Genomic DNA, 17,971 nt, shown 5'->3' on the forward strand with positions numbered 1-17,971 from the left:
GGGCGTCGCCGAGGGGTGGAGCAGCCCGGGGCGCTCGCGGGCGCGAAGCCCGAGCTTCCCGACGGCTGCCTCCCCCGTGCGGTCGAGCGCTTTTGCGGAGCGGGACGTAAAGGAGCGAGCGCAAGGTCGCCGTCGGCCCGGGGGGCGGGCGTGCCCCCGCCCTGACAGAGCGCGCGGGGAGGGCGGCCCCAGCTCTGCGGCCCCCTCCCCCGTTTCGGATGCCTATGACGGCTTGCGTCCGCACCACGCCACGAGGCGGTCGATGGCCGGCGCGTCCGCATCGACGTCCACGGCGGCCCCGAACGGCGCACCGTCACGCGGCCCGGCGGGCAGTCCCCGCCTCATCGCAGCGTATGAAATCGCCACGAGCTCGGGATCCCACTCCGGGAGCTGGCCAGTCGCAGTGGCCACGTCCCAGGTGTGCACCGTGAATTCCGACGTCCACACGGCTGCGGCGACAGCGCCCGGAACACTGCCGAACGGCAGGGCCAGCGTCCGGTGCAGGACCGCGGGATCCGCCCACGCCGCCTCAACCTCTCGCACGGCAGCGTCCCACGCCTCCTGCCATTCGGTGCCTGCGAGGTCGTCGGCGAGCGTGGGCAGACTCATCACATCGCCGCCGCGCCCGGCGACGGCGATCCGGCGCAGGACGGCGACGAGGTGCCCGGCCAGCCGCCGGACGGTGAATTCGGTGCAGGGCGTGGGCCCGTCGAACTGCTCGGGCCGGACTGCGGCCACGGTACGCCCGGCCAGTGCGATTGCCTTCAGCAGGCCCTGGCGGGGGTCGTCGGTGGCGTCAGGGGTGGCAGCGGACCGTGGGGTGTTCTGGGTGTGTGTCATGGCCTCATCCTGTAAGCCGAATAGGTCATCCTCTGGCCTATTTCCTGAAGAAGATGACCGGCATGAGAGCCGATCGACTGGTGGCGACCCTGCTGTTCCTCCAAACGCGCACCCGTGTGACCGTGGCCGAGGTCGCCGCCGAACTCGAAGTGTCGCCGCGCACCGCCCGCCGTGACCTGGAAGCCCTGTCCACAGCGGGAATCCCCGTCTACTCCCAGCGCGGCCGCGGCGGCGGCTGGTCCCTGGTCGGCGGCGCCCGCACCGAGCTCACCGGGCTGACCGCCCAGGAGATCCGGGCACTGTTCCTGCTCGCGGGCCCTTCGTCCACCACACCCGAACTCCGCACCGCACTACGCAAGCTGGTACGCGCGCTGCCCGCACCCCTGCGTCCCGGCGCCGAGGCGGCATCGCGAGCCGGTCTCGTCGACGGCACCCACTGGACTCGAGTCGACGCCACGGCCACCGCGCCACACCTCGACGCACTCAGGCGAGCCGTGGTCGACGGAATCCAGGTGCGGCTCGGATACGCCGGGCCCGGCAAACCCGCCGGCATACGCACCGTCCATCCCCTCGGGCTCGTGGCCAAAGCGGGCCACGACTACCTCGTCGCCGAGACGGAACAGGGCCTGCGGACCTTCCGCCTCAGCCGCGTCATCTCCGTCGAGCCGACCGGCGAACCCGTTGCCCGGCCCGACGGCTTCGACCTCGCCACCGTCTGGCGCTCGTTCGCCGCACGCCTGGAAGAACGGCTGCACGCCGTGACGGTTCGGGCCCGGGCCGAGCCCGGTGCCCTGCCCATCCTGGAGCGACTGTTCGACGGACGCCTGCACATCGGCCTGTCACTCCCCGACGACGGGTGGACGGAGATACGGGTCGACGGGCCGACGCCGGAAGTCGTCGCGACACAACTGGCCGGGCTAGGGGCACGCATCGAAGTGCTGGACCCGCCGGAAGCAAGGCAGCGGCTGGCATGCCTGGCAGTTGAGCTGGCCAGAGTGTACGGACCACCGAGATCCCGCTGAGCAAGGGCCGGCGGGCCGACCCACGGGTAAATCTCCAGCGCGATCGGGGTGATCGCCGCGCGCTCGTGCCGGGTACCGCCGCTGATCGCCTGCGCCCGCCCGACGAGACCGGCGCCGGTGACGCCGAACAGCGCGGGACGGCGCCACGATCCCGTCGACCGGCCTGCAAGGAACCCCACGGCAGGGGCAAGCACCGGCATCCGCAGGCACGCAATCACCCGCCGGGCCCGCTGCGCGGCGACCCCGCGTTCGCCGCCCTGCGGGCGGAGCTGGCGGCGGCGACGTGTCGCGCAGACGTCGGTGACAGTGGGCGCCGGAGTGCCGTGTGTCGACGAACAGGCGGGCGGTCGCTCCGGGGCCCCCGGGAGTACGCCGGACCTCCGGGACCTCCGCGGTCGCCCACCGGGCCGCATCCACGGCCGTGGCCGCCCGCACGATCGACTCGTCCAGGACGGTGGTGTCCACGACGGCCCGGTCACGGCCGGTGAATCGGGATCGTCCCCGGTACGTGGGGGGCAGCGGCGGGCAGCAGGTGACCGCCCGCATACCGCCCGTCACGTGTGGCTGGGCGGGGACGGGTGGCGGCTGCCCTGGCCGATGGCGGCGATGACGGCGCGCGCCCATACGCCGGGCGTCGGCGCGGCCAACAGACCGGCAAGACGGGCGGTGTGGGCCCGTCGTTGTGCGGGAGTCATCGCAAGGGCGGCGTGTAGCTTGTCGACCAGGTCGTGCGGGGAGTGTGGGTCGGTGAGGAGGGCGTGGCCCTTGACGTAGTCCGCGACACCGGCATAGCGCGAGAGGACCAGTACACCTGACCTGCCGGTGGCCGTGTGCGCAGTGATGTATTCCTGGGCGGTGAGATTCATTCCGTCGGCCAGGGATGTCACCCAGAAGACGTCGGCCGCCAGGTAGTGGTCGACGACTTCCTCGAACGGCAGGGGGCTGGTGATGTATTCGACCGGCATCCAGCCGTGCCTGCGCCAGTACCCGTTGAGTTCGGCGATGGCCTCTTCGAGTTCGGCGCGGGTGGTGTCGTAGGCGTGTATCCCCTTCTCCGGCGGCGGGCATACGAGGCGGTAGTGCACTCTTCCGCGCAGCGCGGGATACAGGTTCAGGAGCTGTCCCAGGGCGTTGATCTTGTGCACGGGAGCCTTGGCGTAGTCGAGCCGTTCTACGGAGAGGATCGTCCTCTCCTCTCTGTCCTCCCCTGCGTCCGTCCCGGTCGCGGCATCGGCGCGGGCCCGGGCGAGGAGCGTGACGGCCTTGCGGTCGATGCCCAGTGGGTGCACGCCGATGCGGGGTATCCGGGCGGCGGTGCCGGCCAGGAGACTGCGGAAGTTCTGGGCGAACCCAGCGGTGTGGAAACCGGCCCAGTCCAGCTGTTCGAGGGAGGCGCGCAGCTGGTCGGCCATCGGAAGCCGTTGGAATGTCCACGGGTCGGGGAAGGGGGTGTGGTGGAACAGGCCGATCGTCAGATCGGGCCGGTGCTGTCTGAGCAGAGCGGGGACCAGCCACAGGTTGTAGTCATGCAGCCACACTGTCCCTCCGTATTCGGCCTGGCTGCTGACATGCTGGGCGAAGGCGGCGTTGACGGCCTCGTAGTCCGCCCAAGCGGCCGGGTCGTGGCGGATGAGGTGCGCTTGGGAGGTCAGGGCCGGCCACAGCGTCTCCTTGCAGGCGCGGTGGAAGTACCCGGCCCACTGGTCGGGCGGCAACGGAAGCAGCGCCAGGGGCAGTCCCGGCGGGACTGTGGCTGCCGTGGAAGCGTCCTCGGTCGTGGCGGCCGCCCATACGGCATCCAGTTCGCCCGCGTCGGTCCCGAGGGCGGACACCAGGGTCGGCAGGATCCCATTGGGGCTCGCCGGCGGCCGCCAGCGGCCTTCGCGCCGCTGCCACGGCGGACGGTGGTACCCGATCACCACGCGCCGGGGTGACCGCACCCAGCTGAGCCGCTCCAGGGCGTCCAACACGGCCGCGGCGCCGTCCAGTGCTGGGTGGTGGACCAGCGGGTCGCCGGCTACCTGCACGACGAGTGCCGGTTCGGCGTTGCCGACGACAACTCCGTGCGCGCCGAGATGAAAGAGCGACAGGTCGTTGAGGGAGTCTCCTGCTACGAGGAGGTCTGCCCGCGGCCAGTGGAGACGGCGCATGAGTTCCCTCAGGGCGGGGCCCTTGCCCGCGTGCGGCGGGAGCACGTCGAAGTAGCGTTCCGCGGAGTGTGTCCAGGAGCATCCCAACGCCGCGACGGCGGCGGTGATCTCGTCCGACGGCCGGCCCGCGGCCAGGTAGTAGGAGCACCGGCCTTCCTGCGCAACGGTGTCCTGGTAGACGAGTTCCGTGAAGCGGTGCAATGCCTGGCGGACTCGGTGCTCTCCCGGCCATCCGGTGCGCAGCGCCGTTTCGAGCGGCTCGGCATGGGACATGTCCGTGGTGTCGATGACACTCGCCCCGACGTCCGCGATGATCCATTGCGGCCAGGGGACGTAGAGATCCGCGTTCAGCAGGGTTCGGACCGAGGCGAGGTTGCGGCCCGTCGCGTAAACCACGGTGATGTCGCGGTGCCGGTCCAGTGCGCGGCGCAGTCGGTGGCGGCTGTCCTCGTCGCCTCCCAAGAGCGTGCCGTCAAGGTCGGTGACCAGGACTTTCTCCACCGGAGCTGCCTCGGTGCCGGACATGGCGGATCCTTCCTAGGCCCCCTTGGCTGGGAGTTGCTTGGGAGTTCACCAGCCAGGGTCGTGGGTCACTGGGTCGAGCGCGGTGAAGTCGGAACGGGAGGAGCCGGCGTCGTGGGGGCCGTCGGTGTTCCGCTCGGTCCGCAGCAGCTCTTCTTGGATGGCGTGTATCGCCCTGCCCAGTCTGGCCAGGTGAAAGTCGGGGCTTGCCAGAAGGCGGGCGACCGTCCCGTGCGGCGCGTCGACCGCAGAGCCGAGCAGGTCGTCCACCAGGCGGGCGTGCCCGAGCACCAGGTCCGCGTCTCGTGTGTCCGGTGGCACTACGCCGGCGGCCTTTGAGCCGTGCGGAAGACTGAACGCGAACGAGACGTCCCGCGTCTCACCGGCGACGGCGTCCTGGCCCGGGCACCCGTCTGTAGTCCGATCGGCCGACGGGTGCTGCGTCACGGTGACCTGCACGTGCGTGTACCCGTGGCGGGGCCTGGGCTTGGACCTGATGCGCTCGATCCTCGGTGACACGGAAGTGCTCCTTCCTGCGGGCAGGCGGCGTCCCCAGCATTGCCTCCGGGCCGGGACCCGGGCACTCGGGGCTCTGCCATTGGAGTGACGCTCCTGCTGGGGGTATTCAGGCGAATCGGGATGTCCGCATCAGGCCTGACCAGGCGAAACCCGCCCGCCGCGTGATCACTGTCCAGCCACGTGCCCGCAGAGTTGGCGAGCCGAGGCAGCGCTGATCGTCCCGAGCCTCATCCCTGTTGTTCATGATCCGGGGGGGGCACCGGGCCCGGCGGCATCGACGGACCGCAGATGAGGAGCTTGAGCACCGGCTTCACCCGAGCCGGAAGAGCTCTCCGAAACGTGGATGTGGCAGCTCGGTGCCCAGGCAAGGCCGGACGAAAGCGTGATGGAGGGGCCTGCATGTGATCGACACCGGCGACATCTGCGTCTTCCTCGGCCTGGACGTCGGCAAAGGCGAACACCACGCCACCGGCGTCGCCCAAGCCGGGAAGAAGGCCTTCGACAGGTGCCTGCCCAACACCGAACCCAAACTCCGCGAGCTGTTCGCCAAGTTGCAGGCCATGCACGGAACCGTGCTGGTCGTGGTCGGCCAGCCGGCGTCGATCGGCGCCCTGCCGCCGGCGGTCGGCAGGGACATGGGCTGCCCGGTCGCCTATCTGCCGGGGCTGACGGTGCGGCGGATCGCCGACCTCTATCCAGGGGAGGCGAAGACGCACACGAAGGACGCGTTCGTCATTGCGGACGCGGCCCGTGCGATGCCGCACACCCTGCGGGCTATCGACGGCGAGGACGAGACGATCGCCGAGCTGGAGATGATCGTCGGGGTTCGACGACGACCTCGCAGGGGAGGCCACCCGCGTCGCCAACCGGATGCACGGCCTGCTGATCCAGATCCATCCCTCGCTGGAACGGGTGCTGCGGCCGCGGCTGCAGCACCCGGCCGTCCTGACCTTGCTGGAACGGTTCGGGTCACCGGCACAGATACACAAGGCGGGCCGTCGGCGGCTGGTCACGCTGCTGCGGCCGAAGGAGCCGAGGATGGCCGAGCGGCCTGGTCGGTGAGATCTTCGCCAGGCTGGACGAGCAGACCGTGACGGTCCCGGGGACCGAGGCGGCCGCGCTGATCGTCCCGAGCCTGGCCGCATCACTGACCCGCAGTTCCGGGTCATCGATCCGCGGCGAGCAGCCCTCCAGAAGGGAGACAAGCAGCTCAAACGAGCCTTCTTCCTCTCCGTGTTCGCCGCCCTGGCCGACCCGGCATCCCGTACCTACTACGACAAGAAGATCCCCCGGGGCAAGCACCACACCCAGGTCGACCGGCAGATCGGGTAACGCCCGGGAAACGTCTTGTCGGTTCGAATGGCCGCGGCGGGTCACGGTGGCCCGCCGCGGCCATCGGGTCCGCGTCGTGATCGCGAGGTTTCGCCATGAGTTCAGCCAGTCGCCCACGAGTGTCGCGAAGGACCCTGCTCGCTGCCGGTACCGCCCTCGGGCTTTCCGGTCCGGTGTCGGGGTCGGCGGCTGCCGTGCCGAAGCTCGGGGACCCGGCCGGCGGGCACCTTGTGCTTGATTACGGACCGAGTCAGCCCACCGGCTGGCCGGAGATGCCGGGCAAACCGATCGGGACTCTGGGCGGGCACACCGCCTCCAAGGACTTCACCTTCAACGGCGTCCCGCACCGCATCACCCTCCTCCCCTCCGGGCAGCACGGAGCCTCCACCGAACCCGTCTACCAGGCCCTTCCCACGGACCTGACCGTCGGCTTCGAGCAGACCCTCGCCGCCGCGTTCGGCGCGCACTACGCGTTCCGCTACGTCGGCGGCTTTCGGGGAAAGGGAGAGTTCCGCGTCCAGTCGTACAGCGTCTTCGCCACCGAGGCGACGGAGGAGCGGTCGGCAACGACCTTCGGAGGCGGGCTCTACGTCGTGTACGAGCCCGACCTGCGCGCAGGCGATCCGGGCATCCACGAGACCCTGCGCTGGATCCAGGTGGTCCGTCAGTCCGGGACCGTCGAGAACAGGCACGAGGTCGACAACATCGGCAGGGCGAACCCCTTCTACATGGACGGCGGGCTGACCTCGATCCATGGCATCGAGGTCAGCAACTTCCACGACACCTCTCAGATCTCGTTCGATGGCAGGGCCGACCTCGACGAGGAGTTCGCGGCCGAGACCTTCCTGACGCATGACACCGGGACCAGAGACCGGTCGGGTCGGGCCGTCGTGCGCGTTCTCGGCGGGATCAGGTGGGGATGGCGGGTGCGTCCGGTGGGGTGACCGTCCCTCGCACCGCCTTCGGCCTGCCGCTTCGCTCCACGCGAGGCGGCAGGCCGCTTTGGTCGGTCCGTGGCCGGTCAGGGGGTGGCCAGGGCCTCTGTGGGCGAGAGGCGGGAGGCGCGGACGGCCGGATAGAGGCCGGCCAGGGTGCCGATGGCCAGGGTGGCGGCGATGCCGCCGAGGATCGCCCAGGCGGGTATCACCGCGGGCCAGCCCTGGGAGACGGCGTACCCGGTGGTCACAGCCGCCCCGAGCAACGCGCCGCCCGCCCCGCCCAGGGCGGACAGCAGCAGGGATTCCGCCAGGAACTGGGTGCGGATGTGTCCGCGGGTGGCGCCCAGGGAGCGGCGCAGGCCGATCTCGGCGCGGCGTTCCAGAACGGAGATGACCATCGTGTTGGCCACGCCGACGCCGCCGACGAGCAGGGCCACCGCGCCGAGGCCGAGGAGAAGGCCGGTGAAGGCTTTGCTCGCGGCCTGTTTGGCGACCAGGGCGTCGGAGGGCCGGGAGACCTTGACCTCGTTCGGCGCCGCGGGATTCGCGGTGGTGCCGAGGACGGACCTGACCGCTTCCACGTCGGCGTCCGCGCTGCGGACGTACACACGGGTGGGCCGGCCGTCGAAGCCCAGGGCAGTCTCGGCGGCCGGCCAGCCGACGAGGGCCGCGGAGTCCAGCTCCGGGGCGAGGGCGACCGGTTCGAGGATTCCGATGACGGTGACCCATCGTCCGCCGATCAGTACGCGGGTGTCCGGGCGGGCTTCGCCGATGCCCAGTCGCTGGGCGGCCTCGGCGCCGAGCACGGTCGCCGGGTATCTGCCGGTCGCCGCGTTGAGCCATGTGCCGTTGCGCAGCCTGGCCCCGGTGGCGGCGGGGAGGCTCGTCCGTACCGCGTACGTGGTGATGCCGCCGTTCTCCGCTTCGGGGATCTTCCCGGTGCGGAAGACGTCGGTGTCGGGGAGCTTGCCGATGGCCGATGTGGAGGTCACCGGCCGGATTCGCGAGATCATCCTTTCGGCGGTGGCCGGGAGTCGGGCCGTTCCTCCGGTCAGGGTGTCGCCCGGGGCCACGGTGAGCAGGTTGGTTCCGAGGGTGTCGAGGGTGCGGTCGAGCTCTGCGCGGGAGGACGAGGAGACCCCGACCACGGAGACCATCGCGGCGATGCCGATGGCGATGCCCAGCGCGGAGAGCACAGCGCGTGTCGGGCGGGTTCGCAGGCCCACGGCGCCGACCGTGACCAGGTCGCCGGGTCTGATCCGGGCCGGCCGCAGGGTGTCGGTGGTCATCGGCTCACCTCCCCTGCCGGTACCTGTGCCGACTTCTGTTGGCGTACGTCGTCGGTGACCCGGCCGTCGCGCATGCGTACCTGCCGGGGCAGGGACGCGGCGAGCTCCCGGTCGTGGGTGATGATCACGACCGTGGTGCCAGTGGCATGCAGCTCGTGAAGCAGCTGCATCACCTCCTGCCCGGACACCGAGTCCAGTGCCCCGGTCGGCTCGTCGGCGAGCAGTAGCGCCGGGTCGCCGGCCACCGCACGGGCGATGGCCACGCGCTGGCGCTCGCCGCCCGACAGCTCGTGCGGGTGGTGGTCCGTGCGGTGGCCGAGCCCGACGCGTTCGAGGACCGCAGTCGCGCGGCGCCTGCGCTCGGCGGGCCGCAGCCCGCTGTAGAGGAGACCGTCGGCGACGTTGTCCAGCGCGGAGGTGCCGGCGGCGAGGTGGAACTGCTGAAAGACGAACCCGATCCGGGAGGCGCGCAGGGCGGACAGCTCGCTGTCGGACAGAGCGCCGACGTCGTGGCCTGCTACGTGTACGCGACCGGTGGTGGGCCGGTCCAGGGTGCCGAGCAGATTCAGCATGGTGGACTTGCCGGAGCCCGAGGGGCCGACGATGGCGGCGAGTTCGCCGGGGCCGATGGTCAGGGACACCCCGTCGAGGGCGGTCACCCCACCGGGGTAGGTCTTGGTCACATTCGTGAGGGTGATCACTTGGGTATCCCCACCTTGACACCCTGGGAGATGCCGCTGCCGGAGATCTCCACCCGGCCTTCGGCGAACAGCCCCGTGGTGACGGGGACGTACGTCGAGGTCGAGCCCTTGACCACCTCCACCCCGAAGCCGCCCTCGGCGAGGGCGAGCAGCGCGGAGACCGGCACGGTGAGGACGTTCTCGCGGGTGTCCGCGGTGAAGGTCACGTGGGCACCGGCCTCGTCGTACCCTCGGACGGCCGCGCGGGCCTTGGCGTCCGTGAGCCCGACGACCACCTTGATCTTCGTCTCGGCCTTCTTCTGTCCCTCGGCGGGCTTGGAGACGCTGGAGACCTCGGTGATCGTGCCCCGGACCACGGCTCCGTCCGGGAGTGTGACCTCGACGGGCCCGCCCTGCTTGGCGAGCCGCCGGTCGGCGGTGTCCAGCTCCGCAGTGACGGCCTTGGCGGTGCCGGTGTACGACAGCACGTTCTGGCCTGGTCCTGTCTGGTCTCCCGGCTCGGTCTTCAGGCCGGCGACGCGGATCGCGCCGGTGGTGAAGACGACCCGGCCGGGCTCCACGGTCCCGGTCTTCTTCAGGCCGAGGTCGTCCTGCCACCGCCGTACGGCTCTGACCGTGGCGTCGGTGTACTCCTCGTCGGGCGTGAACCCTGTGTAGCCGAGCGCGGCGAGGTTCTCCTCCAGTTGCCTGACGTCGGTTCCCTCGGAGCCCTTCGCCAGGGCGCGATAGGCCGGGAGCGATCCGTACAGCACTACGACGGGCTGGTTGTCCACTGCGTAAAGGGCCTTGCCACGGGTGATTTCCGCGCCCGGCGCAGGGAGTCGGGTGAGCGTGCCCGGAAGTCGGCCGACCGCGGTGCGCTCCGTACCGAAACCGAGCCGGGCGTCGGCGCTCCTGGTGTCCTTGAGCGTCTGTCGGAGCACTTCGGCCGTTGCCGGGGGTAGCCCGTTCGCCGCCTTGCTCGCGTCCTTGCTGTTGCTGTCCGGGGCGAGGACGACCGCCGTGCCCGCGCCGGCCGCGGCCAGGACGAGGACGGCGGCCGTCATCTTCGTGACGCGTCGCGTACGGTGTCGCCGACGGCCGCGCTGGGGCGATGGATCCGCCTGCTGCTCGTCGAAGGGCTCATCGGGGTCCGTGACCGTCACTGGGCGCTCCCCGCCTGCTCGCGCTCGCCCTGGGCGCCGCCGCACTTCTTCCACGCCTTCTCGAAGTCCGGGTCCTCGGCCTGCGCGGGGCCGATGTCGATGCCCTGGCCCTCCTTGGGGTCGGCGAAGTCCGCCACGTCGTTCTCGCGCATGCACCGCGCGAGGTCGAGCATGGCCTTGCGGTCCTTGGAGTCGTCCTGGTCGGCAGGCGCCGGCGGTGCGACCGAGCGGCACGCCTCGATGGCCTTGTCGGCCTTCTCCTTGTTCGCGCCGTCGACGGAGAGCCCGATGCCCTGCCCAGGCTTGGGGTCCGCCACGTCCAGGCCCTGCTGGCGCAGGCACCGCGCGTACCTCACGTTCATTTCGTCCCGGCTCAGGCCGGGAGCGGCGCTGGTGGTCGCGCTCCTGGTGCCGCCGTTGGCGGAGGCCACCCCGGTGCCGTCGGCCCCGGACCCACATCCGGTGAGTGTCAGGGTCAGGGCGGCCAGGGGCAGCGCAGCAAACCAGGCGGGGGTGCGTGTACGAGGCATGTGGGGCGTCTCCTTGCCGAAGGGCCGGCGGGGTGCCGACCGACGGAAGGGATGCAACTCCCGGTGCCGTTACCTCGCTGTTTCCCCGTCGGGCGCCGGCCTCGAACGAACCCGGTGGGCGATCGCTTACGGGAAGGAAACGGCCCCCTGTACGACCATGGACCCGAGAAATTCACCGCCCGCCGGACGGGCGGCGGCCCCGAGGAAAGGACGGCAACGGATGCGGCTCCTGGTGGCGGAGGACGAGCGGCTGCTCGCCGACGCGATCGCGGAATGGCTCCGGCAGGAGACCCACGCGGTCGACGTCGCATACGACGGCGCCGCCGCGCTGGAGCGAGCGGGTGTCAACGACTACGACGTCATCATCCTCGACCGGGACCTTCCTCTGGTGCACGGCGACGACGTCTGTGCCCGCCTCGTCGCGACCGGCAGCCAGGCACGGCTGCTGATGCTGACCGCGGCCGGCGAAGTCACCGACCGCGTCGACGGGCTCTCCCTCGGCGCCGACGACTACCTCACCAAGCCCTTCGCCTTCCCCGAACTCGCCGCCCGGGTCCTCGCGCTGGGCCGGCGCTCCCGGCCGGCCGTGCCACCGGTGCTCCGCCGCCGCGGCATCACGCTGGACCCAGCGCGGCGCGAGGTGTTCCGGGAGCACCGATACGTACCGCTGGCGAAGAAGGAGTTCGCCGTCCTGACCGAGCTGCTGCGTGCCGACGGTGCGGCGGTCTCCACCGAGCACCTGCTGGAGAAGGCGTGGGACGAGCACACCGACCCCTTCACCGGAGCTGTCCGCCTCACCGTACTCAAGCTCCGCCGTAAGCTCGGAGACCCGCCGGTCATCGAGACCGTCACGGGCGTGGGGTACCAAATCCCATGAAGAAGCACCCCGTGAAGAAGAAGCGCCGCATCACCCTGCGCGCCCGGCTCACCCTCGTCTACGGCGGCCTGTTCTTCGCCGCCGGCATCGTCCTGCTCGGCGTCACCTACGTCCTGTTCGCCCAGCAGCTCGACCGGGGCGGGGACCTCAGCGTCCATTCCGACTCCAGCGGCAACACCTCCTCGCGGCAGGACACCCCGTCCGACAGCCTCAACTGGGTCGCCGACGAGCAGAAAAGACTGCACGACGCCGCCACGGCCTCGCTCATCACCCAGGGCGGCGTCGCGCTGACCCTCGTCGGCGGCGTCGCTGCGGGCCTCGGCTGGCTCATCGCCGGCCGGGTTCTGGCTCCCCTGCACCGGGTCACCGACACCGCCCGCCGCATCGCCTCCGCGCCCGCCGCCGACCGCGGCCTGCACGAGCGCATCGCGCTCGACGGCTGCGACGACGAGGTGAAGGACCTCGCCGACAGCTTCGACCTCATGGTCGAACAGCTCGACCGCTCCTTCGACAGCCAGCGCCGCTTCGTCGCCAACGCCTCCCACGAACTGCGCACCCCGCTGACCGTGGGCCGTGCCCTCGTCGAACTGGCCATGCACCGCACGACCGCCTCCGCCGACGTGAAGCGGCTCGGCGCGGACCTCCTGGACATCAACGACCGGCACGAGCGGCTCATCAGCGGACTCCTGCTGTTGGCCGGCGCGGAGAACCACATCCCCGAACGGCAGAGCGTCGACCTCGCGGACGTGGTCACGCATGTGACCGCCCAGAGAGCTCCAGAGGCCGAGAAGGCCGGGATCAGCCTGCATGAGGAAGCCGGCCCGGCACTCACCACCGGAGACGCTCTGCTGCTCGAACGGATCGTCCAGAACCTCGTGGAAAACGGCATCCGACACAACACCGGCGAAGGCGGATGGGTGCGAGTCACGAGCCGCACCCTTGAGGACGGCCGGGCCGCGATCGAAGTAAGCAACACCGGCCCCGACGTGCCGCCCTACGAGGTCCCCACCCTGTTCGAACCGTTCCGCCGCCTCGGCACCGAGCGCCTCGTCACCGCCAAGGGCGCCGGCCTCGGCCTGTCCATCGTCCGCTCGGTTGCCCGCGCCCACGGCGGCAATGTGACCGCGCGCCCCCGGCCCGACGGAGGCCTGACGGTCACCGTGACCGTGCCCCACGAGAGTCGGCATCCTCCGCAGCGGTGACCAAGCGCACGTGTGCTCCCGGCAGCCGACGCCGAGGCCCACGCCTCCGCAGGCACGGCCCCGAACACAGCGGCCGGAACAACAACTGCGGCCCGTCAGATCCCAGCACCGCTGACACGCCCGTCGGTGAGCACCGGGCCGCCTTGCTTTGACGGCAGTCAGGGCTGTGCAGTGGGAGCCTGGGGGTGCTCCTCCCACGGGAGGCCGTCCAGGCAGGTCGCAGAGAATGGGTGCCGTGTGGTGAGTACGTTCGTGTTGATCCACGGTGCCGGGGATGTCGGGTCGTACTGGCACCTGGTCGAGAATGAGCTTCGGGCGCGCGGGCACGGTGTGGTGGCTCCGGACCTGCCCGGCGACGATGACTCGCTGACGCTCGACGACTACGCCGACGCCGTGGTCGAGGCGGTCGGTGACCGCCACGGCCTCGTGGTCGTGGGGCAGTCATTCGGCGCATTCACCGCGCCCTTGGTCTGCGTGCGCCGCCCGGTCGAAGCGCTGGTGCTGGTTGCCGGGATGGTCCCCAGGCCCGGCGAATCACCCGACCAGTGGTGGAGCAACACCGGCCACACCGAGGCCGTAAGGCGCCAGGCCGCCCGGGACGGCGTCACCGGCAGCGACGACCCCTACATCGCGTTTTACCACGATGTACCACGAGATCTCGCCCAGGAAGCGATGAGCAAGGAACGGGCGCACCCGTCGTCGGCTGCGTCAGCCCAGCCATGGCCGCTCAACGCCTGGCCGGCCGTGCCGACCAGATTCGTGCTGTGTACCGAGGACCGCTTGTTTCCTCCCGACTTCCTGCGTCGGCTCGTGCTGGAACGGCTCGGTGTGGTCCCCCACGAAATCGCCGCAAGTCACTGCGTCGCGCTCAGCCGACCCGTCGAGCTGGCCGACATCCTGGTGGATGCGGCCAAGAGCTGACGCCATTCAGCGGACGCTGCAGGCGCTGGTCCTGACCGAGGCTCTCCCCACCCAGGACCTCGCCCCCATGGTGAGTACCCGCCTCTCACCTTCCAGCCCACCCTCCACCAGGACGAACAGCCCGAGAGCCTCACAGAACAGGCCTGACCACAGAACCCTGGTGAGGCCAACGCACCACAGCGAAAGGACCAGCCCGAACAGCCAGATGGGCGCACTACGGGCGGGGCATGGCCGAGGCCCCTGCCCAAGGATCCCCGACGCCTTCCCCCAGCATCGGCAGAGGCCCACGCTGCCGCCCGAAATCCCATGGCAGAACCCCCTGCCTTCCCTTCGTTCGCAAGACGTCGGGGCGCGGTGCTGCCTTCGATTGGGCAAGGTGTTGCCCTGCAGGCTCACTCAGAGTCTTGAGGTCTCCTGTCCGTCCACCGCCAGGGCAGGAGTCCGGGCACCGGCTCGGCTGGTGGTAGGACTGCCGTGCGAGTCGGCATCGACGCTGCCGGCTCCGTCGGGTCCGCCTCGGTCGGCGCGGGCGGGAAGTCGGGTAGTGCCGCCGCGAGAGCACCGTCGCCCTGGTCAGCGTGGTGGTCGTCGGTGCCGGCTGCAGCGGTAGGCGGCACCGCGGTGTTCCCGGGGCGGGGACACCGCGGGTTTCAGGGGGTGCCGGAGCGCCGGCAGTCGGCGAGCAGGCGTGCGGTCTCACCCCAGGTTCCCCGGGGATACGCCGGATCTGCGGTGCACCCCCGGGGTCGCCCGCCGAGAGGCGGCCTCGGCCGCGACGGCCCGCACGGACTCTTCGTCCTTGCCGGTGATGTCCAGAACGACGAGGCCGGGCTCGTCGCGGGCGGGCCGGGCCGATCGGGTTGCCGCGCAGTTCGCGGCGCTCGCTGGACAGTGCGTAGCGGCCGGGCGGCGAGGGCCTGTTTGAAGGGCTCGCCGATCTGGTCGCACAGCAGCGTGAGAATGTCGGCGGTTTCAGAGGTCGAGGTACTCCTCCGCGGGCCAGTCGGCGAGGACGCCCGCCATGCGTGGTGACGTACGGCGCGGGCCCGGTGCGCAGCACGCAGGGGGTATCCCGTGCGGAAGGGGGACCTGGCGGGGCGCACACGGCGCGAACCAGGGGCGTGCAGATCGAATACTCGCTCCTGTTCCCCGGCGTCTGGGCCGTGTCCCCTGGGTTTGTCCACCCCTGTCCGGAACGGTGACGTCCATGACCACCACACGCCTGACCTCGGCGCGCGTCGGCCGCGCGACCCTGGCCGCCGCGGCCGCCCTCGCCGTCTTCACCGCCCTGCCCGCCAGCACCGCTCACGCCGCCACCGGCACCTTCTTCTACCACTCCTCACAGTCCGGCGACCTGGAGATCGAAGACCCGGACAACGGCGAGTGCTACCTCCTGCTCCAAGGCGCGACCAGCGTGCACAACCGCACGGACGCCGTCGCCCGGGTGTACTACGACCAGGGCTGCGAGAAACTCGCGGACACCCTGGTTCCTGGGGACGGCCGCACGTTCACCGACCCCCTGGCGCGCAGCGTGACGTTCGGCTGACCCCCTCCCCGGGGACGGCGGGGCCACCCTCTCCTTGGCCCTGCCGTCCCCCGGCGCGCGACGGCGACTTCCCTGGGCGGCTGCGTTTGGATCACGGCGGGGGCGAGTGATGACAGCGGTTTTGGGGTGGCACCCTGGTGCGATGCGACCTGGAACCGCCGCCACCGAGAACGGCCTGCGGCATCTGCTCAATGAGTGGGATCCGGTCGGCGTCGCCGACGAAGTGCAGAACGAGTACGACTGCATGCTCGCCGCTGTGCTCCAGCGCCTTCGTGGCGGCGCGGACCAGGCGGAGCTTGGTGCGCTTCTGCGGCAAGAGCTTGCGGATCACGTCGGTCTCGACCCGCTGGGCCTGCGACCGGACGCGATGGCAGCCCGGGTGATCGACTGGTGGACAACTGTCGGCAGGGCTGACGGCACCAGCTGCGTGTAGCCGCTCCTTCGGCATCGCCTGATCGTTTTTCCTGGTGTGCCGTTTGACCGACGCGCGGTGGGCGCGGATCGAGCCATTCCTTGCGGACCGGAAGCCGAAGCGGAGGCCGGCTCCTGCCGGCTCACCTCCGCCCGGGTCCGGGCCGAGGAACCCGCCGGGACCGGCTGACTTACGCCCGTCCCCCCAGCCGGGGGCCGGCCATACCTGCGGACCCCGGCCCTCTCAAGATCCGTTCCACATTCCCAGACGCTTGAGCCGGCGCTGCCTAAGACGCTCCGAGATGGCCGTGAGACCGAAGATGAGCCCCATGAGCAGCCCGGACATCACAGCGAACAGGGGATCATCCGGCTCCTCCTCACGCGACAGCAGCAAGAGGAAGAGGGTCGAGGGAACAGCGGCACACAGGCCGGTGCCGACCGGGTGTCGGGCCGCCCATTTCTGGATCCGCGTCGGAGGCCGCTGCCCGCCCAGGGCCCGGTCCCAAGCCCAGAACCCATCCGTCAGAGATCGCCGCCAGTTCGCCACGGCAGAAGGGTATGTCACCCGATCGGCCGCCCCGGCCGAGAGCTCACCTCCGGGCAACGGCCTGCTGACCACCCCGCCCCGGCAGCGACGTCATTTCCCGTGGACATCGATGATCCTCAAGATCATCACCTGCTGCCCAAACAACCTGGCACACGAACGCTGCTGCTTGAAGTGAACGAAGCCGAGATGCGTGACATCGGCCGCGGGTCAGCGCACCGGCCGGGCGGGGTTCCCGGCCGGTCTCCGGCCGAAGGCTCACCAGTAGGCGTGGGTGTTCCAGGGCCGGAAGTCCGCGAGCTCGACAGGGTCGTCCTCCTCGTCCAGGACGGCGAACCCATTCGTGACCAGTGTGCCGCGCTGCCAGTCGAGGAGGGTGTCGATCAGGCCGCCCTCGAGCGGCGGTCCCTGGTCCGCGTGGCGGGGCCAGACGATCAGCGGCCATGCGTCGGGATCCTCGCCCTCGGTGAGCCAGCCGAGGTAGTCGCCGTCGATGGAGTTGGCAAAGGGAAGGAAGCCGCCGGGCTCGGGCCAGATGGCCAGCGGGTACCAGCTCGGCCGGCCTTCCTTGAGCTGCCGGTAGGCGTCCGCTGTCTCCTCGACGTGCGTCAGGAAACGCCGCTCGCCGGTCCGCAGCGGAGTGTGGAAACGCAGCCACCCGCTCCAGATGCCGGCACCGTACTCGTCCATCAGCCGCACGTACTGACCGGGCAGCGATGTGCCCAGCTCGGCGAACAGCCCCTCCCAGGAGCCGTCACCGAGGTAAGGCCGCTCAGGGGGCGGCGCCAGCAGCCGCAGACCGTCCAGCCCTGTGCCGCTCTCCAGCGCGATGCAGCGCTCGGCCCCGGTGAGCCGAGGCGGGACCGGTGCCGGCGGCGTCCACACCTCAGCCTCGGAAAGGAACGCGGTACGCGCCACGGTGCCCGGCAGCGGGCCAAGCAGCGGGCCCGGAGGAGAAGGGAGCTCCCAGGTGTCCCGGACGGTGTGCCGCAGATAGTCGGTGAGTGTCAGGTCGTATTGGTGCCACCGGAGCAGGCCACTGCCCGGCACCGCCCCTGAGTGCTGCACCACCACGGTCCACTTGTCGGGGTCGACGCATGCCGACGTGTCCCAGAACAGTACGTCGCCGCCCCGCGTGCGCCCCCAGGCCAACAGGCCGCCGGGCTCGGGGTGGAACACGGGCCGCTCGGCCTCGGGCAGCCCCCGTGCTCCGATCCGCGCCTGCCGGTGCGTCGCTCGCAGCCACTCGCCGTAGTCGAAGCGGTCCCGCTGGACGCACGGCACGTGAATCCACACGTACTCACCGAAATCCAGCGGCCCGTACCCGTCGGCAAGCCGCTTGTAGTCAGCCGGCAGCCGCAGTCCGAGCCAGTCCTCCACAGCCGCCCAGTCGATGGGTACGCAGGAAGGCGGGCGCCCGGTGGAAGGGGTGACGAATGTGCTGATGTCCGATGTCAATTGTCGCCCTTCCAGCGTGCGCCA

The 17,971-nt window shown here is 70.7% G+C and carries 18 protein-coding genes and 1 pseudogene; 8 read left to right on the plus strand and 11 right to left on the minus strand.

The window, feature by feature from the left end:
- Window positions 1–222: 222 nt before the first annotated feature.
- On the minus strand, window positions 223–840 hold the full coding sequence (locus AB5J54_RS00180; protein WP_369141801.1) for a TIGR03086 family metal-binding protein: 618 nt from the start codon (window positions 838–840) through the stop codon (window positions 223–225).
- Between the two features lie 62 nt (window positions 841–902).
- On the opposite strand from AB5J54_RS00180, the gene AB5J54_RS00185 reads away from it, so the two are divergent.
- A complete protein-coding gene (locus AB5J54_RS00185) occupies window positions 903–1,862 on the plus strand; it encodes a helix-turn-helix transcriptional regulator (protein WP_369141802.1) in 960 nt (319 codons plus the stop codon).
- Here AB5J54_RS00185 and AB5J54_RS00190 read toward each other — a convergent pair.
- Genes AB5J54_RS00190 through AB5J54_RS00200 form a run of 3 tightly spaced genes read right to left on the minus strand, consistent with a single transcriptional unit; the run spans window position 1,758 to window position 5,053 of the window.
- Window positions 1,758–2,486 carry a DUF6207 family protein gene (locus AB5J54_RS00190; RefSeq protein ID WP_369141803.1) on the minus strand — a complete coding sequence of 243 codons (729 nt, stop codon included), beginning with the start codon at window positions 2,484–2,486 and terminating at the stop codon, window positions 1,758–1,760. The two genes, AB5J54_RS00185 and AB5J54_RS00190, sit on opposite strands and share 105 nt — an antisense overlap.
- The gene (locus tag AB5J54_RS00195; protein ID WP_369141804.1) at window positions 2,417–4,537 is read right to left on the minus strand and encodes a trehalose-6-phosphate synthase; all 2,121 of its coding nucleotides are present in this window, start codon (window positions 4,535–4,537) and stop codon (window positions 2,417–2,419) included. The genes AB5J54_RS00190 and AB5J54_RS00195 overlap by 70 nt, the downstream gene beginning before the upstream one ends.
- 45 nt (window positions 4,538–4,582) lie before the next feature.
- Window positions 4,583–5,053 (minus strand): hypothetical protein, encoded by a 471-nt coding sequence (locus AB5J54_RS00200; protein WP_369141805.1) that lies wholly within the window; start codon window positions 5,051–5,053, stop codon window positions 4,583–4,585.
- 404 nt (window positions 5,054–5,457) lie between these two features.
- Here AB5J54_RS00200 and AB5J54_RS00205 point away from each other — a divergent pair.
- Window positions 5,458–6,337, plus strand: a pseudogene (locus AB5J54_RS00205) (transposase); the annotation flags it as partial.
- Window positions 6,338–6,657: 320 nt separating this feature from the next.
- On the plus strand, window positions 6,658–7,329 hold the full coding sequence (locus AB5J54_RS00210) for a hypothetical protein (RefSeq protein WP_369141806.1): 672 nt from the start codon (window positions 6,658–6,660) through the stop codon (window positions 7,327–7,329).
- Window positions 7,330–7,406: 77 nt separating this feature from the next.
- Here the strand turns inward: AB5J54_RS00210 and AB5J54_RS00215 are convergent, their stop codons facing one another.
- From AB5J54_RS00215 to AB5J54_RS00230, 4 genes are read right to left on the minus strand one after another with little or no spacing between them, the layout of a single operon-like run.
- Entirely contained in the window at window positions 7,407–8,612 is a 1,206-nt protein-coding gene (locus tag AB5J54_RS00215) for an ABC transporter permease (RefSeq protein WP_369141807.1), read from the minus strand.
- On the minus strand, window positions 8,609–9,313 hold the full coding sequence (locus AB5J54_RS00220) for an ABC transporter ATP-binding protein (protein ID WP_369141808.1): 705 nt from the start codon (window positions 9,311–9,313) through the stop codon (window positions 8,609–8,611). Before AB5J54_RS00220 ends, AB5J54_RS00215 begins: the two co-directional genes overlap by 4 nt.
- Window positions 9,310–10,458, minus strand: coding sequence for a peptidoglycan-binding protein (locus AB5J54_RS00225; protein WP_369141809.1), 1,149 nt, complete (start codon window positions 10,456–10,458; stop codon window positions 9,310–9,312). Before AB5J54_RS00225 ends, AB5J54_RS00220 begins: the two co-directional genes overlap by 4 nt.
- Window positions 10,455–10,988 (minus strand): hypothetical protein, encoded by a 534-nt coding sequence (locus tag AB5J54_RS00230; RefSeq protein WP_369141810.1) that lies wholly within the window; start codon window positions 10,986–10,988, stop codon window positions 10,455–10,457. Before AB5J54_RS00230 ends, AB5J54_RS00225 begins: the two co-directional genes overlap by 4 nt.
- A 220-nt stretch (window positions 10,989–11,208) precedes the next feature.
- Between AB5J54_RS00230 and AB5J54_RS00235 the strand changes: the two genes are divergently transcribed.
- From AB5J54_RS00235 to AB5J54_RS00245, 3 genes are all read left to right on the plus strand, one after another.
- Entirely contained in the window at window positions 11,209–11,865 is a 657-nt protein-coding gene (locus AB5J54_RS00235) for a response regulator transcription factor (RefSeq protein ID WP_369141811.1), read from the plus strand.
- Window positions 11,862–13,067 (plus strand): ATP-binding protein, encoded by a 1,206-nt coding sequence (locus tag AB5J54_RS00240; RefSeq protein WP_369141812.1) that lies wholly within the window; start codon window positions 11,862–11,864, stop codon window positions 13,065–13,067. The genes AB5J54_RS00235 and AB5J54_RS00240 overlap by 4 nt, the downstream gene beginning before the upstream one ends.
- A gap of 240 nt (window positions 13,068–13,307) precedes the next feature.
- A complete protein-coding gene (locus tag AB5J54_RS00245; RefSeq protein ID WP_369141813.1) occupies window positions 13,308–13,988 on the plus strand; it encodes an alpha/beta fold hydrolase in 681 nt (226 codons plus the stop codon).
- 696 nt (window positions 13,989–14,684) lie between these two features.
- Here AB5J54_RS00245 and AB5J54_RS00250 read toward each other — a convergent pair.
- Entirely contained in the window at window positions 14,685–14,936 is a 252-nt protein-coding gene (locus AB5J54_RS00250; RefSeq protein WP_369141814.1) for a DUF6207 family protein, read from the minus strand.
- 259 nt (window positions 14,937–15,195) lie between these two features.
- Here AB5J54_RS00250 and AB5J54_RS00255 point away from each other — a divergent pair, with 259 nt between their 5' ends.
- Together AB5J54_RS00255 and AB5J54_RS00260 are read left to right on the plus strand one after the other, a co-directional pair.
- The gene (locus tag AB5J54_RS00255; protein WP_369141815.1) at window positions 15,196–15,534 is read left to right on the plus strand and encodes a hypothetical protein; all 339 of its coding nucleotides are present in this window, start codon (window positions 15,196–15,198) and stop codon (window positions 15,532–15,534) included.
- Window positions 15,535–15,676: 142 nt separating this feature from the next.
- A complete protein-coding gene (locus tag AB5J54_RS00260) occupies window positions 15,677–15,967 on the plus strand; it encodes a hypothetical protein (RefSeq protein ID WP_369141816.1) in 291 nt (96 codons plus the stop codon).
- A gap of 222 nt (window positions 15,968–16,189) precedes the next feature.
- On the opposite strand, the gene AB5J54_RS00265 is transcribed toward AB5J54_RS00260, so the two are convergent.
- Complete coding sequence (locus tag AB5J54_RS00265; RefSeq protein ID WP_369141817.1) at window positions 16,190–16,492, minus strand: hypothetical protein; 303 nt, start codon at window positions 16,490–16,492, stop codon at window positions 16,190–16,192.
- A gap of 255 nt (window positions 16,493–16,747) precedes the next feature.
- Window positions 16,748–17,869 (minus strand): SMI1/KNR4 family protein, encoded by a 1,122-nt coding sequence (locus AB5J54_RS00270; protein WP_369141818.1) that lies wholly within the window; start codon window positions 17,867–17,869, stop codon window positions 16,748–16,750.
- Window positions 17,870–17,971 lie beyond the last annotated feature (102 nt).

The sequence above is a fragment of the Streptomyces sp. R44 genome, assembly GCF_041053105.1.
Lineage (GTDB): Bacteria > Actinomycetota > Actinomycetes > Streptomycetales > Streptomycetaceae > Streptomyces.

What these genes read in the sequence shown, in the direction of transcription:
- AB5J54_RS00235 (WP_369141811.1), top strand. Translation starts at nt 11,209, where the DNA reads ATGCGGCTCCTGGTGGCGGAGGACGAGCGGCTGCTCGCCGACGCGATC.
- AB5J54_RS00230 (WP_369141810.1), bottom strand. Translation starts at nt 10,988, where the DNA reads ATGCCTCGTACACGCACCCCCGCCTGGTTTGCTGCGCTGCCCCTGGCC.
- AB5J54_RS00215 (WP_369141807.1), bottom strand. Translation starts at nt 8,612, where the DNA reads ATGACCACCGACACCCTGCGGCCGGCCCGGATCAGACCCGGCGACCTG.
- AB5J54_RS00180 (WP_369141801.1), bottom strand. Translation starts at nt 840, where the DNA reads ATGACACACACCCAGAACACCCCACGGTCCGCTGCCACCCCTGACGCC.
- AB5J54_RS00185 (WP_369141802.1), top strand. Translation starts at nt 903, where the DNA reads ATGAGAGCCGATCGACTGGTGGCGACCCTGCTGTTCCTCCAAACGCGC.
- AB5J54_RS00260 (WP_369141816.1), top strand. Translation starts at nt 15,677, where the DNA reads ATGCGACCTGGAACCGCCGCCACCGAGAACGGCCTGCGGCATCTGCTC.
- AB5J54_RS00190 (WP_369141803.1), bottom strand. Translation starts at nt 2,486, where the DNA reads ATGGGCGCGCGCCGTCATCGCCGCCATCGGCCAGGGCAGCCGCCACCC.
- AB5J54_RS00210 (WP_369141806.1), top strand. Translation starts at nt 6,658, where the DNA reads ATGCCGGGCAAACCGATCGGGACTCTGGGCGGGCACACCGCCTCCAAG.
- AB5J54_RS00255 (WP_369141815.1), top strand. Translation starts at nt 15,196, where the DNA reads ATGACCACCACACGCCTGACCTCGGCGCGCGTCGGCCGCGCGACCCTG.
- AB5J54_RS00195 (WP_369141804.1), bottom strand. Translation starts at nt 4,537, where the DNA reads ATGTCCGGCACCGAGGCAGCTCCGGTGGAGAAAGTCCTGGTCACCGAC.
- AB5J54_RS00240 (WP_369141812.1), top strand. Translation starts at nt 11,862, where the DNA reads ATGAAGAAGCACCCCGTGAAGAAGAAGCGCCGCATCACCCTGCGCGCC.